Below are 15,040 nucleotides of genomic sequence, written 5' to 3'. Positions count from 1 at the left end.
GTCGGTCCGGGACACGGTGGACTCCACCCATGGGCGAGATCATGGTGGGCACCGCGTCCTGGACCGACCGGACCCTGCTGGACTCCGGCTGGTATCCCCAGGCGGCGGACACTCCGGAGAAACGGCTGGCCTACTACGCGCGCCAGTTCCCGCTTGTCGAGGTCGACGCCACCTACTACTCGCCGCCCGCGGAGCGCACCGCGAAGCTGTGGGCCAAGCGGACCCCGGCCGGTTTCACCTTCAACGTGAAGGCGTTCAGCCTGCTCACCGGTCACCCCACCCGGGTCAGCGCGATCTACAAGGATCTGCGACCGGACACCGGCAAACGCAACCTCTACCCCGACGACCTGCCGCCGCAGGCGTACGAGGAGGTCTGGACGCGTTTCCTCAGCGCCCTCGACCCCCTGGTCGAGGCGGACAAACTCGGCGCGCTGCTGTTCCAGTTCCCGCCCTGGTTCACCATCCGGCGTGACAACAAGCAGTACCTGCTGGAGGTGACGCGGCGCTGCGCGCCGCTGCGGCCGGTCTTCGAGTTCCGGCACGCCTCCTGGTTCGACGGCGAGAACGCCACCGAGACCCTCGACTTCCTGCGTGAGCACCGGCTCGCGTACGTCAGCGTGGACATGCCGCAGGGACACCGCTCGTCGATTCCGCCGGTGTTGGCCGCCACCTCGGACCTCGCGGTGGTGCGCTTCCACGGGCACAGCGACAAGTGGACCAGCAAGGACATCCACGAGAAGTTCGGCTACCACTACTCCGAACGGGAACTGCGGGACTGGGCCCCCAAACTCCGCGAGCTGGCCGGCGAGACCGAACAGACCCACGTTCTCCTGAACAACTGCTATCGGGACTACGCCCAGACGAACGCTCAGCAACTCCAGGCGCTGCTCACCGAGTCCGCCTGACCCGCCGCCCGGCCTGCCCCGGCGGCTCAGCGTCGGGGCAGGCGGACTCCCGGCCCGGGCCGGCGTTCGTTCGGCGGTGACGAGCGGGTGAGAGGACGGGTTCTCACCCGGACGGGGTGAGGACGACTCACCTGGCTCGTGCGGAGGATGGTGTCGGCGGGCGGCGCTGTGGCGATCGTTCGCGCGGAAGCGACACCACGGAGGTGGCGATGACCGTTCAGGTGGTACCACACCGGCGGCGAAACGGCGTCCTGCGGATTGTCGGAGCGGCTGAGCAGCCGCGGCGGGCCGCGCGTGCGGGGCGCGACAGCCCGATCCGGTACCGGCGTGGCCCGGTGGGGCCGCCGCGACGTCAGGACGACCGAAGGTGGGAAACCGACCTACGGGGGTGGACAGATGGCTGAGCAGTTCCAGTCCGCGATCGAGTCCTCGATGGACAAGACCAACCTGATTCTGAAGGACATCGAGCAGGCGTACGGATGGCCGAAGGAGCAGCGCAACCAGTCGTATGCCGCGTTGCGTACGGTGCTGCACCTGCTGCGCGACCGGATGCCGGTGCAGGAGAGCGTGGAGTTCTCCGCCCAACTGCCGGTCGTGGTGCGAGGGATCTACTTCGACGGCTGGCAGCCGCAGAACGTGCCGATCAAGCTCAACCGGGACGACTTCCTCTACGAGGTCCGCCAGGGCTTCCCGTACGACGTGGCCGGCGGCCCGGAGCGGGTGGTCCAGGTGGTGCTGGACACCCTGCGCCGGCACATCACCCAGGGCGAGTGGGAAGACGTCAAGGACACCATGCCCGCCGACCTCGCCCGGATCATGCCCTGACCCGGGCACGCCGCGACCCGCCCCGCCGGCCGTGGGGTGGGTCGACGCGCCCGGTGCACCGGGGCGAGGCCCAGGCCCTACCAGAGGTCGAAGTGGAACACCTCGAACGAGGTGCCGTAGCGCACGCCCAGCCGGGCGCCGACCGGCCGCGCGCCGCCCTCCAGGAACTCCTCGGCGTCGAAGCTGCCGTCGCCCAGGCCGGTCAGGTACGCCTCGTGGGCCAGCAGCGACGCGACCCCCCGGTCGAACGTGTCGGTGGTGTCCACGCCGTGCCGGGAACGCGGCGACGAGGCCGCCCACACCTGACGTACCCGGCCCCACGGCTCGACGCCGTCGGTCAGCTGCTCCGGGAAGATCCAACGGTTGCCGGCGTCGCGCACCGCGTCCAGGGTGGCCCGGCCCACCGCGATGTGGTCGGCCTGGTTGAGCACGTCCGCGCCGTCCCAGGTGGCCCGGAAGTTGTTGGTGATGACGATCTCCGGGCGGTGCCGACGGACCACCGCGGCCAGCTCCCGGCGCAGCGGTACGCCGTACTCCAGCACCCCGTCGGGCAGACCCAGGAACTCGACCGTGTCCACGCCCACCAGGGCCGCCGACTCCCGCTGCTCCTGCTCGCGTACCTCCCGGGCCTGCGGCGGCGGCATCCCGTCGATGCCCGCCTCGCCGCTGGTGACCAGGCAGTAGACCACCTGCTTGCCCTGCCCGGTCCAGCGGGCGATGGCGGCGGCGGCACCGAACTCCAGATCGTCGGGGTGGGCCACGATCGCCAGGGCGCGCTGCCAGTCCTCGGTCACCGGCTCGAGTGGTTCGGTCATCGGCACCTCCGTCGGTGTGTTCGGCCCATCCTGCCACCCGGGGCGCCGGCCTGCCCGCAGCGGTGAACTGGTCATGCCGGACGGTTCGGGAGATTACGGTGGAACAAGGTGTGGTTAGAGAAGATCGGGAGCGGGGTACCACCCGCGGCAGGACGCACCCGACCAACGGCGGCGGGGGCGGGTCAATCCGAGGGAGCACGATGCCACTCAACGACGATGACATGCAGACCACAAGCGGCGGCGGGGCGGAGGGTCCGGCCGACGGCGGTGCCACCCCGGGTCAGCACGACGGTGGTGCGGACGGCAGTGCCGAGGGTCCGGCCGACGGCGGTGCCACCCCGGGTCAGCACGACGGTGGTGCGGACGGCAGTGCCGAGGGTCCGGCCGACGGCGGTGCCACCCCCGGTCAGCAGGACGGCGGCGCCGACGGCGCAGCCCGGTAACGGATCGCCATGACGCATCTCGACCCGCCGGGCGGCCACGGCCGCCCGGTGGCTCCGTCTCCGGCCACCGTGCCGGCCAACCTCGACGGGCCCGCTGAGCTGACCTCGGCCGCGGCCGCGTTGGCCCGCTGCGTCAGCGTGGAGGCGGCAAAGTTCGCCGCCGCACACTGGGGGCGCACGCCGCTGTTGTCCCGCGCCGCCGAGTTGCCCAACCTGGCCGGCTTCACCGATCTGCTCAGCCCCGCCGACGCCGACGAACTGCTCAGCCGGCGTGGGCTGCGTACCCCTTTCCTGCGGGTGGCCAAGGACGGCCAGGTGCTGCCGGCGGCGCGGTACACCGGCGGTGGCGGTGCCGGCGCCGAGATCGACGACCAGGTCCTCGACGAGAAGATCCTCCAGTTGTACGCCGACGGCGCCACCCTGGTCCTGCAGGGTCTGCACCGCACCTGGCCGGCGTTGATCGAATTCACCCGGGACCTGAGCCTGGCCGTGGGCCAACCGTTGCAGGTCAACGCGTACCTGACCCCGCCGGACAGCCAGGGTTTCGCCACCCACTACGACACCCACGACGTCTTCGTGCTCCAGGTCGACGGTCGCAAGCACTGGCGGATCCATCCGCCGGTGCTGCCCGACCCGCTGGAGCGGCAACCGTGGGGCGGCCGGGCCGACGAGGTCGCCGCGACCGCACAGGGTCCCGCCGCGCTGGACGTGGTCCTGGAGCCGGGTGACGCGCTCTACCTGCCCCGGGGATGGCTGCACAGCGCCCAGGCCCAGGAGTCCAGCTCGCTGCACCTGACCGTCGGCGTCCGGGCGTTGACCCGTTACGCGCTGGTCGAGGAGTTGCTTGCGTTGGCCGCCGAGGATCAGCGCCTGCGGGCGACCCTGCCGTTCGGCACCGACGTGGCCGACCCGGACGCCATCGAACCGGAGCTGACCGAGACGGTCGAGGCCCTGCGGGATTGGCTGCTGCGGGCCGATCCTGCCGCCGTGGCCGGCCGGCTGCGGCAGCGGGCCTGGTCGGCGTCGCGTCCGGCGCCGATCCGGCCGCTGGCTCAGGCCGCCGCGATCACCGCGCTGACCGCCGACAGCCGGGTCACCGCCCGTGCGGGTCTGCGCTGGCAGTTGGCCACCGAGGGCGAGCGGGTGGCGCTGCGCCTGTTCGACCGTACGATCACCCTGCCCCCGCAGTGCGGGCCCGCCGTGCGTGCCCTGCTCGCCGGCCCGGCAATCCGCATCGGCGACCTGCCGGGCCTGGACACCGACGCCGACCGCCTCACCCTCACCCGCCGCCTCCTCCGCGAAGCCGCCCTCGCCCCCGCCTAACCCGCCGCCAGCATTGGTTGATCATGAAGTTGTTGTCGCGGAGAGCGGTTACCTGGGCAACAACTTCATGATCAACCGCTTGGTGGGTTAGTGCGGTGGAGTCAGGGGAGGGGGAGGGTTAGTAGGAGGAGGGTGGTGGTGAGGCCGGCGACGACCACGATGAGGACGGGGCGGGGGCTCAGCACGGCGTGGCGACGGTCGGCGATCAGGCGCGCCGGGATCAGGCCCAGCACCGGGCCGAGCAGCGTCACCACCAGGGCCAGCACCGGCAGGCCGACGGCCAGGTCACCGTCGTTGCGCGCACCCAGGGCGCGGGCGACGGCGCCCAGCGCGTACGCCAGCACCGCAGCGGCGACACCGCTCAACGCCAGCAGCGGGTTGACGTTGCCCGGTAGCTCGCCGGGCTGACGGGTACGGCGCAGCAGATCGCGTACCCCCTCCAGCAGTGCGACCGGGTCGCCGGTGGCCTCCGACGCGGGGGCCGGCGGTGCCCCGGCGCGTCGCCCGCCGCCGCCCAGCCGGCTGTTCAGCTCCTGCCACAGCACCGCCACCTCGGCGTCCACCCGTTCCTGTGCCTCGCGCGCGGCTGCCAGCTCCCGTTCGGCCCGGTTCACCTCGTCGGCGGACTCGGCCACCGCCCGGTCCGCCGCCGCGCACTGCTGTTCGTACCAGTCCCGCGCCTCCTCGCGCTGCTCGCGCACCCGGGCGGCCAGTTCGGCGAGCCGTCGCAGCTGGGCGGTGTACGTCTGGCTGGTGACCGGTTCGTTCATCGTGCCGGCCCGTAGGGGATGATGGTCTGCCCGGTCCGGTGCACCGCCCGGTCGAAGAAGAGCCCACGCCACGGGCGGGGATACCAGTCCGGCCCACCACTGCCCGGGTACAACGACGGGCCCAGCTCGCCGCCGTGGGCGTCCAGCGCCACCCAGGCACCGATCTGGTCGGTACGCGCGCCGGTGCCACCCAGGTCGGCGCGCATCCGGGCCACCCCGCGCCACCAGGCCAGCACGTGCGTACGCCGCTCGGGGCCGTCGTGCAGGATCCGGCGCAGGTTCTCCAGCCCGGTGGCCCGCCCGGTGGGTGCGGCGAGCGTCCCGGCCGCCGCGTCGACGGCGAACAACAGCAGATAGTGGGGTGCCCCGGTGGCGCCGGGGGCACCCAGGGCGTCGGCCGTCTCGGCCATCAGCTCGGCCACGGTCTCCTCGTCGTACCAGGCGGCGTCGTCGGCGAGATCCTCGTACAGGGCCCGAGCCGCCGGGTCGGCGTCCGGATCCAGGCAGGCGATCGAGAAGCGGGCGCTGCCGGGGCGGTGCTGCCGGGCCAGCGAGCGGGCCGCCGCGTCCAGCACCGCGCACGCCTCGTCGACCCGGGTGCCCAGGACGGCCAGGTTACGGCCCGGCGCCCGGGGCAGGCGCAGTACCGCCGAGCGGGCCTGCACGTCGATGATCTCGCCGAGCAGCGCGACGGGCCCTCGGGGCGTACCGACCTCCGGTGCCCGCAGCGCCCGGAAGTCCGGCGCGTCGGCCAGCCGGGGGACGGCGTCGCCGTCGAAGAGACGGGCGGGCGAAGCCTCCGCCGGACGCATCCGCCACAGCCGGTGTTGCAGGTCGCTCCACGTCTCCCAGTCGCTGGCCGACGGGATCCGGGCCACCTGGTTGCCCTCGGTCAGGCCCGACTCGGCGTTGACCACCGCGTGGAACTTCGGCAGCGACTGGGCGGCGTCGTTGCGTTCGGCGAGGATGCGCAGCGCCTTCGGCAGCGCGATCCGCAGGGTGAACTGGGCCACCAGCGCGGGCCGGCCCCACAGCGCCTCGATGCCGCGTACGTCCTGCGAGGCCAGCACCAGGTGGATGCCCTGGGAGCGGCCCCGGCGGGCCAGGTCCTCCAGCAGGTCGGCCGCCTCCCGGGCGACCGCGTCCCGGCCGGCCAGCAACATCTGGAACTCGTCTACCACCGCGACGATGCGGGGCCAGTGCCCGGTCGGGTCCACCGCGCGCAGCTCGGCCAGCTTGGTGACCTCGTGCTTCTTGGCCGCGTCCGCCCGTCGGCGCAGCTCCTCGGCCAGGAAGCGCAGCAGTGCCAGGCCGAACTCCCGGTCGGTGTTGACGTTGATGCCGACCAGCCGCATGTGCGGCAGCCAGCTCGGGTCCCGCCGGCCCTGGGCGAACCGGGCGAAGGACACCCCTTCCTTGAAGTCCAGCAGGTAGAACTCCAACTCGGCGGGGGAGTAGCGGGCGGCCAGGGCCCCGATCCAGGCGAAGATCAGGTTCGTCTTGCCGGTGCCGGAGGGGCCGCCGATCAACGCGTGCGGTGGATAGTCGCCGAGGGTGAGCAGCACCGGCCGGCCCTGCGGTCCCTCACCGATCGGCGCGGTCAGCCCGATCGCCGAATCCTCCCGCCACATCTGGTCGGCCGGCGGCAGCAGGTCGGTGAACGGGGTGGGTGCCGGTCCGGCGCTGACCACCGAGGCGATGTCCCGGCAGGTCTCGGTGACCAGGGTGGCCGGCGGGGGCGGGTCGAGCCGGACCGGCAGGCTGCCGATCCGGGCGCCGTCGGCGGTCACCGTCACCCGGGTCACCGCCGGCTGGTCGGGCACCGGCACACCCCGCACGATCAGGTGTACGCCGCAGGCCGCGCCAGCGCGTACCACCCGGTCGAGTTGGCCGCGCTCGTGCCGGGACAGTTCATCGCCCCCGAGCAGCACCGCGACCCGCCACGGCTCCGGGCGGCGTCCCGTCGCGGCGGCCAGGTCACGCAGCGACGCGTGCTCGCCGGCCAGGACGGTCTCGTTGATCCGGCGGATCTGTTCCACCAGGTCGTCCAGGAGCCGGCCCAGACCACCCGGGCCGACGAAGGTGAGCAGCCCCGCCGGACCCAGCGGGGCGAATCCGGCCAGCCCGCCGCCGAGCCGGTCCGGGTCGTAGCCGACCAGCCGTACGTTGCCCGGTGCGGCCCGACCCAGGCTGCGGAGCAGCAGCGCGGCGACCAGGGCCGCGCAGGCGTCGGCGTCCCCGTCCAGCGTCACGTGCCCCGAATCGAGCAGCGGCACCAGTGCCGGAACCGGCTCGGTGCCGGCCAGCCGGACGGTGCCGATCCGGGTCGCACCCGGTGGTTCGGCCCGCTCGGCCGGGGTGGGACGCCACCCCGGCCAGTCCGCCGAACCCGCGCCGGGCGCCTCCCGGGCCGCGGCCTCGGCCGCCTCCCGGGCCAGCGCCGTCAACCGTGCCGCGTGCCGGGAGTCGATCTCGGCGAGGCGGCGGTCGCGTTCGGCACCGACGCGCTCCGGTACGGCGGCGGCGGCCCGCCGCACCCGCACCGCCCGCTCGCGGGCGGCGGAGAGCGTGACCTGTGCCGTGGTCGACCGTTCCCGGGACGCGCCGAGTGCCTCGGCGAGCAGTTCCCGGACGCGGGTGACCAGCTGGTTGCGCCGGTCAGCCATCGATCCCGCGCCTCGGCCGGCCGACGGGTCCGTGGCTGGAGGTGGGCCGTGACGGTGCCCCGGACCACGGTGTCGTGCGCCCACCCCCGGAGCTGGTCGGCCCGGATGTCCGATCGGGCTCCGGTCGCCTGCCGAGACCCGGCCCGCCACCCCGCCCGGCCGTCCCGCCGGTCGAGGGCCGGGCGTTGCCGGTGCTGCCGGCCTCGGGCGACAGGTCGCGGCCGAGGCGGTCGAGCAGGACGCCGGTGAGCACCCCGGCGGTTACCGCCGGGTCGACGGCGTGTGGCTGCTCGCCCTCGCCCCGGCGCGGCGGAGGCATCCGGCAGACCCGGCTGAGCAGGGTGTCGAGTACCGGGGCCGGCAGGCCGGGGAGCAGGTCGCGGACCCGACCGTCCAGTTCGCGGTGCAGCCGGGCGAGGTCGTCGCCGCGCGGCGGATGACCGAGCAGTTCGCTGGCGAGGTCGCGCAGCAGCGGCGGAGCCACGGCGGCCAGCCCGAGACCGACGTCGGCGTGGGCACCGCGCAGGTCGCGGTGCAGGCGGTCACGGTCGCCGGCCCGGACACCGCGTACCACCCGGTGCAGCAGCTCGCGGGAGTCGGCGATGCGTTCGTCAGGCTGTTCCGCGGAGCCCTCCCGCCCGCCGGTCAGCTCGGCCACCCGCACCGACCACCAGCGGCGCAGCCGCACCTCGCCGGCCGGCTCGGGTGCGGCGACCACCGGTTCGGCCGCTCCCGGCGCGTCGTGCACCGGCCGCCGCTGCGGCGACTGCCCAGCCGGTGGCGCGCCGTCGGGTGCCAGCCCGATCGCGGCGAGGTACGCGGTCAGTTGCTCCTGGGCCAGCCGCAACGCGTAGCCGGCGGTCTCCGCGTGCTCGGTGGCGGCGGACAGCTCCGGCACCCCCATCGGGTTGGCCGACTCCTGGCGCACCCAGCGCAGCCGCTCACTGGCCAGCCCGAACTTCTCCAGCGCCTGCCCGAGCAGGCCCAGCGGCAACTCCTCGGCGGCGGCGCGGACCTGTGCGCCGACCTCCTCGACGATGGACACGCCCGCCCCTACAGCGTCGAGACGTACTGCTGGGCCTGCTCGACCGCGACGAGTGTCGCGGCGAGGCACTCCTCCAGCTCCTGGCTGGCCTGGGTCAGCGACGCCTGCGCCGCCTCCACCGTGGTGTGACCGCTGCCCTCCAACGCTCCGGCGAGGGTCTGCTGCGCCTCGGCCAGTTTCTCGCCGGCGGCCTGCACGGCGCTCTGACCGTCACCGATCTGCTGGAGTGCGACATCGATGGCTGCCTTGAGCTCGGCGACGCTCGCCACGCGGAACCTCCTGGGGGCGGGGAGGACTCCATTAGAGCCTATGCCGGTAGGGGACAGAACAAGTGCCCTGTCAGTGTTCCTGCCCCGCTGACCGGTTGTCGACCACAGACACCCCGGGTCCGATTCGTGGGACCGGTGGGCGACCGCTCACCCACCGCCACCGCCGGTCAGCCAACGTGGCCCGCGCACCTCGGCGCCGTACGCGATGACCCGCTCCCGCAGCTCCCGGTCGGCCGTCACCACCACCCGTCGCCGCTGCCCGGCGTGCGCCACCAGGTCGACCACGGCATCGTCGCCGGAACCGGCGGCGGACACCACGCGTACCCCGTCGACGCCCGGCACGTCCCGGGCCGCACCCTCCACCACCAGCACCACCTCGACGGGTGGTGGCAGGTCCGGTGGCAGACCCCGCCCACCCAGCGAAACGAGCGTGTCCCGTAGTCGGGCGGTGGCGCCGGCCCGGTCGCGCCACCAGCCGTTCGGGCGCGAGCCGACCACGTTGGCCGCGTCCACGATCAGCAGCGGTGTCGGTTCCATCCGTTCAGCCTGCCATCCGGCGGCGGCAACGGCTGGTTGACCCTTCGTGGCGTTTGTCCGGCCGGTGCCTGGGTAGCCCGTGCCGACCGTCTCGCGCCCGACCGCGGAGGACAGACATGATTGGACCCGGTGACTTCGGCTCCGACCCGTGGGACGAGTTCCTGGCGCGGTACTTCGGTCGGGGCGAGGGCGGGCGACGTCCGGCGCATCGGGTCGACATCACCCGACTGATGACCGCGGACGCGCGGGAGATGCTGGCCGACGCGGCGCGTCGAGCCGCGCAGAAACAGAGCAACGACCTGGACACCGACCACCTGCTCTGGGCGGCGTTGCAACGCGAGCCGCTGCGCGACCTGGTCCGGCGGGCGGGGGCGGACCCGGACACCCTGGTCAACGCCCTGGGCGGGCGCGGCGACGGTGCCCCGCACGGCGAGGTGCCGCCGAACCTGTCGCTGACCCCGGCGGCCAAGCGGGCGCTGCTCGACGCACACCAGTTGTCCCGGGCGATGGGCGCCAACTACATCGGGCCCGAACACATCCTGATGGCCCTGCCGCTGAACCCCGAGTCGCCCGCTGGCCGGATGCTCGCCGCCGGACGCATCCAGCCGGAGTCGTTGCAGGCCGCCAACGCCGAACGCGGCCCGGCCGGCGGCCCCCGACCGGACCGGGGCACGCCCACGCTCGACCAGTACGGCCAGGACCTCACCGACCTGGCCCGCAACGACCAGATCGACCCGGTGATCGGGCGTGCCGACGAGATCGAACAGGCGGTGGAGATCCTTTCTCGGCGTACCAAGAACAACCCGGTGCTCATCGGCGAGGCCGGCGTCGGCAAGACCGCGATCGTGGAGGGCCTGGCGGAGAAGATCTGCGACGGCGACGTGCCGCAGACGCTGCTCGGCAAGCGGGTGATCCAGCTCGACCTGGCCGGCCTGGTCGCCGGCACCCGGTACCGGGGCGACTTCGAGGAACGACTGAAGAAGGTGATCGACGAGATTCGGGCCCACCGGGAGGAGCTGATCGTCTTCCTGGACGAGATCCACACCCTGGTGGGGGCGGGCGGCGCGGGCAGCGAGGGCGGCATGGACGCGTCCAACATGCTCAAGCCGGCGCTGGCTCGCGGCGAACTACGGGTGATCGGCGCGACCACGCTCGACGAGTACCGGCGCACCATCGAGAAGGACGCCGCGTTGGCCCGGCGTTTCCAGCCGGTGTTCGTACCCGAACCCACCGCCGAGGACACCGTGGCCATCCTGCGTGGGCTGCGGGACCGCTACGAGGCACACCACCAGGTCCGCTTCACCGACGAGGCGTTGGTCACTGCCGTCGACCTGTCCGACCGCTACATCACCGACCGCTTCCTCCCCGACAAGGCAATCGATTTGATCGACCAGGCCGGTGCCCGGGTCCGGCTGCGCACCCGGACCCCGGACGCCGACGTGCGTGACCTGGAACAGCAGCTTGAGGAGGTACGGCGGGACAAGGAGCAGGCCGTCGCCGACGAACAGTACGAGCGCGCCTCCGCGCTGCGCGACCGGGTCGCCGAACTGGAGAGCCAGGTGAACCGGGCCCGGGGCGACGACGGCAGCGGCAGCCAGGTGCCGGAGGTCGGGCCGGAGGAGATCGCCGAGGTGGTGTCCCGGGCCACCGGCATCCCGGCCAGCCAGCTCACCGAGGAGGAACGCGACCGGCTGCTGCGGCTGGAGGGCCAGCTGCACGAGAAGGTCGTCGGGCAGGACGACGCGGTCACCGCGGTCGCCGAGGCGGTCCGTCGCTCCCGTACCGGCCTGGCCGACCCGAACCGGCCGATGGGCAGCTTCCTGTTCCTCGGCCCCACCGGCGTCGGCAAGACCGAACTGGCGCGTGCGTTGGCCGAGGCGCTGTTCGGTGAGGCGGACCGGATGGTCCGGGTCGACATGAGCGAGTTCCAGGAACGGCACACGGTCAGTCGACTGGTCGGTGCTCCGCCCGGCTACGTCGGGTACGAGGAGGCCGGCCAGCTCACCGAGGCGGTCCGCCGCCGCCCGTACGCGGTGGTGCTGCTCGACGAGATCGAGAAGGCCCACGCGGACGTGTTCAACGTCCTGTTGCAGGTGCTCGACGACGGGCGGCTGACCGACAGCCAGGGCCGCACCGTCAACTTCAAGAACACCGTGCTGATCATGACGAGCAACATCGGCTCCGAACTGATCACCGGCGCGCAGCGGGCGGTCGGCTTCGGCGCCGGCGAGCCGGGCAGCGCCCAGGAGAGCGACGAGCTGCGGGAGCGGCTGATGCGCCGGTTGCAGGAGAACTTCCGCCCCGAGTTCCTCAACCGGATCGACGAGGTGATCATCTTCCGTCGGTTGGAGGCCGCGCAGCTGCGTCAGATCACGGAGCTGCTGCTGGAGGAGACCCGTCGCCGGCTGCACGCCCAGGACATCGAGGTGGACTTCACCACCGCCGGCATCGACTGGCTCGCCGAGCACGGCTACCAGCCGGAGTTCGGTGCCCGGCCACTGCGCCGGGTGATCCAGCGGGAGGTCGACAACCACCTGTCCCGGATGCTGCTGGAGCAGCAGATCTCACCCGGTCAGCGGGTCACCGTCGACGCCCGGGACGACCGGCTGGCCTTCGACGTGTCGGCCGGCCGGGGCCACGCCAGGGCGACGACCTCGCATCCCCGCTGACCGGAAGGGCACTGATGACCGAACCGGACGAGGCCCGCGAAGACGAGCGGACCGAGGTGATCCTGGCACCACCGACGGCCAACCCCGCCCGGGTGCAGGTGCCGCCGGAGGGGCCGGGCGGGCAGACCGACGAGGGGCACCCGGAGGAGTCCGGGTCGCCGCCGGCAGAGGAGGGCTGATGGTACGCGAACAGCGACTCGACCCAGAGGTGGAAGTGCTCTGGGAGGACTTCCACGCCGAGGTCAACGTGCCGTCCGAGCAACTGCGACAGTGGCTGCTGACCCGCGGCTCCGGCGAGAGCGCGTTCGGCCCCGACCCGGACCTGAACCTGCCGGAGCCGGGCCGGCAGATCCTCGCCGTACTGCGTAAACGCAAGGTCGACCTGACGCCGGAGGACATCGACGTGATGCGCGACGCCGTCGAGCGGATCCGATCGCTTACCGCCGCCAAGCCCGGCCGGGGCAACGCCGACGACGAGTGGCGGCACAGCCTGCTCGACCTGGGTCACGACGTGCTCGTCGAACGCTGACCCGCCACGGTCCTCCCCGGCGCCGCCGCATCGCGCCGGGGACGACCGTACGTCCGACCCGGCTACTCGGCTTCGAGGCTGGCGATGGCCAGCCCGGCGGTGTCGGCGGCGGCCTGCCGGTCGGCGCGGGTCTGCTCCTCGCGGGTCAGCAGATTGGCGTACTCGGCCAGGTCGGCCGGGTCGGGTACCTCCGGCAACCGGCGCAGGAACGCTTCGCACTCGCGGACGGCGGCGGTGTGCGCGGCGGCCGCCCGACGAAGCAGTTCACGGTCGTCGGCGGCGGGATAGAGGTCGGTCATACCCGCCCCTTACCCGCGCTCAGGCGGTTCGCACCCGGTGAGCCGCCACCACCGGTGCCGGTCGCCGGACGCCGAACGCCGGGTTGCGCAGCAGCCAGGCCAGGTACGCCGGATGTGGCGCGAGGGCGTCGGTGTACGCGACCAGGGCGGTCTCCAGCACCAGGTCGGCCGTGCGGGCGGCGGCGGACTCCGGGTGCCAGCCCAGCATCAGCCGCCAGCGCAGCGGCGTGTCGACCAGCCGGCGGGTCACCAGACCGGCAACCGGCCGGAACGTGGCCTGGCACAGCGCCACCGCCTCGCCGGCGTCCACCAGGTCGATGCAGCTGCGTACGTCGGCCTCGTACACCTTGCGGGGGGTGAACCCGGCCCGGGCGCAGGCGGCGGCGAAGCAGTCGCCGAAGCAGCCGTCCCCCGGTGCCGCCACCCACTGCTCGTGCCGCAGGTCGGCCAGGTCCACCTCGTCGCGCCCGGCCAGCGGGTGGGTCTCCGGCAGCAACACCATGACCGGGTCGACGGCGACCTCCCGCCAACTCAGCCCGTAGTCCGCCGACGGTGTCGAGTCACCGCACACCCCGGTCAGCGCGTAGTCCAGCCGTCCGCCGGCGACCAGCTGGGCCAGCTCGTCGACCGACCAGGAGGCGTGCGTGCTGATCTGCGCCTGCGGCTGCTCGGCCGCCAGCCGGTGCACCAGCCGACCCAGGATCGGGCTGTTCACCCCGCCGAACCGGTACCGGCGGGGGGCGTCGCCCGCGCCAGCCAACCGGGCCGCCTCGTCCTGCAGACCCTTCATCGCCGGCAGCAGCACCCGGGCCCGGGCGAGAACCAGCTCGCCGAGGGCGGTGGGCCGCGCGCCGCGCCGGTCCCGTTCGAACAGCGGCCCGCCGAGGGTACGTTCGATCCGCTGGAGCTGGGCGGTCAGCGCCGGCTGGGCCAGGCCGAGCGTCGAGGCCGCCTTGGTCACGCTCCCCGTCTCCGCGATGGCGCAGACCACCCGCAGGTGGCGCAACTCCAGATTCATAGCGTGACGGTAGGGCCACGGCGGAGCTGGCGGTAGTGCCTGGACGGATCAACGACCATGAACGTGTCGTGGGTCTCTCACCGAGGTGGCGGCTCGGTCAGCTCACCCAACTGGGTGTGCCGGCCGGCGAGGACGTCCCGAACCTTGTCGACCACCCCGACCGCCGGCTCGACGATCCGGTTCCACGGTGGGTTGTGCGGCACCGCCGGATGCGGGCGGGTCGGTGCCGCCTCCTCGGCGATCTCCAACCGGTTGCCGAGCCGGATCAGCTCCTCCTCGGTGGCGGCGGCGCAGAGGCGCTGCATCAACGGATCGACCGCACGGGCGTGCGCCTCGACCCGGGCGGCCACGTCGGGCAGGCCGTCGTCGGTCAGCCCCTGCAGGGCCCGCAGCAGCTCGACGTCGCCGGCCAACACCTCGTCGACAAGCGGGTTCGCGCCCTCGACGGCATGCCGGACGGCGGGCAGCAGGTACTGCTCCTCCCCGGAGAGATGTCGCGACAGGGCGGCGACCAGGACGTCGCGGCCGTGCTCCGGGTCCGGACCGGGCTCGATCAGCCGCCGGGTCAACTGCAGCAGCTGCCGGTGCTCCTCGGCGACCAGGTCGGCGATGCTGCGCCCGGTGGGCTGGTAGTCGTCCCCGGGGGTGGGTGGCAGCGGCGGCAGGTGGACGGACATGGTCGCCTCCTGGGCGGGCGAACGGAGCGACGAGGTGGCTTCGGCGGGCATCGGGCAGGCGCGGCAGTACCCGCAGCCGCCCGAACCGAAACTTTAGTGGGGTGGCCAGGAACGTTGGCGGTGTCGCGGCGAGGTCCAGGCGGCGATCCGGCAAGGCGGAGTCGGGTCCGGATACCGGTGTTGTATCCGGACCCGACACCAACGCCGCCCGGCGTGGGGGGGCTCCCGCGCGGCCCCGGGTACGTTTATG

16 protein-coding genes are annotated in these 15,040 nt (G+C 73.2%); 7 read left to right on the top strand and 9 right to left on the bottom strand.

Annotation, left to right across the window (positions count from 1 at the left end):
* Positions 1-29: 29 nt before the first annotated feature.
* Together AB0J93_RS08395 and AB0J93_RS08390 are read left to right on the top strand one after the other, a co-directional pair.
* A complete protein-coding gene (locus tag AB0J93_RS08395; protein ID WP_363919528.1) occupies positions 30-905 on the top strand; it encodes a DUF72 domain-containing protein in 876 nt (291 codons plus the stop codon).
* 396 nt (positions 906-1,301) lie between these two features.
* Positions 1,302-1,730 (top strand): DUF2267 domain-containing protein, encoded by a 429-nt coding sequence (locus tag AB0J93_RS08390; RefSeq protein ID WP_363919526.1) that lies wholly within the window; start codon positions 1,302-1,304, stop codon positions 1,728-1,730.
* Between the two features lie 77 nt (positions 1,731-1,807).
* Here AB0J93_RS08390 and AB0J93_RS08385 read toward each other — a convergent pair whose 3' ends face one another.
* Positions 1,808-2,545 carry a PIG-L deacetylase family protein gene (locus tag AB0J93_RS08385; RefSeq protein WP_363919524.1) on the bottom strand — a complete coding sequence of 246 codons (738 nt, stop codon included), beginning with the start codon at positions 2,543-2,545 and terminating at the stop codon, positions 1,808-1,810.
* 200 nt (positions 2,546-2,745) lie between these two features.
* Here AB0J93_RS08385 and AB0J93_RS08380 point away from each other — a divergent pair, with 200 nt between their 5' ends.
* On the top strand, positions 2,746-2,988 hold the full coding sequence (locus AB0J93_RS08380) for a hypothetical protein (RefSeq protein WP_093402782.1): 243 nt from the start codon (positions 2,746-2,748) through the stop codon (positions 2,986-2,988).
* Positions 2,989-2,997: 9 nt separating this feature from the next.
* Entirely contained in the window at positions 2,998-4,311 is a 1,314-nt protein-coding gene (locus AB0J93_RS08375) for a cupin domain-containing protein (RefSeq protein ID WP_363919522.1), read from the top strand.
* Between the two features lie 101 nt (positions 4,312-4,412).
* Here AB0J93_RS08375 and AB0J93_RS08370 read toward each other — a convergent pair whose 3' ends face one another.
* The 5 genes from AB0J93_RS08370 to AB0J93_RS08350 form a co-directional block, all read right to left on the bottom strand.
* The gene (locus AB0J93_RS08370; RefSeq protein ID WP_363919520.1) at positions 4,413-5,081 is read right to left on the bottom strand and encodes a hypothetical protein; all 669 of its coding nucleotides are present in this window, start codon (positions 5,079-5,081) and stop codon (positions 4,413-4,415) included.
* Positions 5,078-7,747, bottom strand: a complete 2,670-nt coding sequence (locus AB0J93_RS08365) for an FtsK/SpoIIIE domain-containing protein (protein WP_363919518.1) — start codon at positions 7,745-7,747, stop codon at positions 5,078-5,080. Before AB0J93_RS08365 ends, AB0J93_RS08370 begins: the two co-directional genes overlap by 4 nt.
* Complete coding sequence (locus AB0J93_RS08360) at positions 7,740-8,792, bottom strand: hypothetical protein (protein WP_363919516.1); 1,053 nt, start codon at positions 8,790-8,792, stop codon at positions 7,740-7,742. The genes AB0J93_RS08365 and AB0J93_RS08360 overlap by 8 nt, the downstream gene beginning before the upstream one ends.
* Before the next feature lie 8 nt (positions 8,793-8,800).
* Positions 8,801-9,061, bottom strand: a complete 261-nt coding sequence (locus AB0J93_RS08355; RefSeq protein WP_092379879.1) for a hypothetical protein — start codon at positions 9,059-9,061, stop codon at positions 8,801-8,803.
* A gap of 147 nt (positions 9,062-9,208) precedes the next feature.
* The gene (locus tag AB0J93_RS08350; RefSeq protein WP_363919514.1) at positions 9,209-9,598 is read right to left on the bottom strand and encodes a hypothetical protein; all 390 of its coding nucleotides are present in this window, start codon (positions 9,596-9,598) and stop codon (positions 9,209-9,211) included.
* 116 nt (positions 9,599-9,714) lie between these two features.
* On the opposite strand from AB0J93_RS08350, the gene AB0J93_RS08345 reads away from it, so the two are divergent.
* From AB0J93_RS08345 to AB0J93_RS08335, 3 genes are read left to right on the top strand one after another with little or no spacing between them, the layout of a single operon-like run.
* Entirely contained in the window at positions 9,715-12,267 is a 2,553-nt protein-coding gene (locus AB0J93_RS08345) for an ATP-dependent Clp protease ATP-binding subunit (RefSeq protein WP_363919512.1), read from the top strand.
* A 14-nt stretch (positions 12,268-12,281) separates the two neighbouring features.
* Complete coding sequence (locus AB0J93_RS08340) at positions 12,282-12,446, top strand: hypothetical protein (RefSeq protein ID WP_363919510.1); 165 nt, start codon at positions 12,282-12,284, stop codon at positions 12,444-12,446.
* Positions 12,446-12,796: a DUF3140 domain-containing protein gene (locus AB0J93_RS08335; protein ID WP_363919508.1), complete on the top strand. Its 351-nt coding sequence runs from the start codon at positions 12,446-12,448 to the stop codon at positions 12,794-12,796. The genes AB0J93_RS08340 and AB0J93_RS08335 overlap by 1 nt, the downstream gene beginning before the upstream one ends.
* Positions 12,797-12,858: 62 nt before the next feature.
* Here the strand turns inward: AB0J93_RS08335 and AB0J93_RS08330 are convergent, their stop codons facing one another.
* The 3 genes from AB0J93_RS08330 to AB0J93_RS08320 form a co-directional block, all read right to left on the bottom strand.
* On the bottom strand, positions 12,859-13,095 hold the full coding sequence (locus AB0J93_RS08330) for a hypothetical protein (protein WP_363919506.1): 237 nt from the start codon (positions 13,093-13,095) through the stop codon (positions 12,859-12,861).
* A gap of 19 nt (positions 13,096-13,114) precedes the next feature.
* Positions 13,115-14,113 (bottom strand): LysR family transcriptional regulator, encoded by a 999-nt coding sequence (locus AB0J93_RS08325; RefSeq protein WP_363919504.1) that lies wholly within the window; start codon positions 14,111-14,113, stop codon positions 13,115-13,117.
* Between the two features lie 77 nt (positions 14,114-14,190).
* Entirely contained in the window at positions 14,191-14,790 is a 600-nt protein-coding gene (locus tag AB0J93_RS08320; protein WP_363919502.1) for a hemerythrin domain-containing protein, read from the bottom strand.
* Between the last annotated feature and the right edge of the window lie 250 nt (positions 14,791-15,040).

The sequence above is a fragment of the Micromonospora sp. NPDC049374 genome (assembly GCF_040677165.1).
Taxonomy (GTDB): Bacteria; Actinomycetota; Actinomycetes; order Mycobacteriales; family Micromonosporaceae; genus Micromonospora.
Note: the sequence above shows the minus strand (reverse complement) of the source record. Positions and strands in the feature narration are given on the sequence as shown.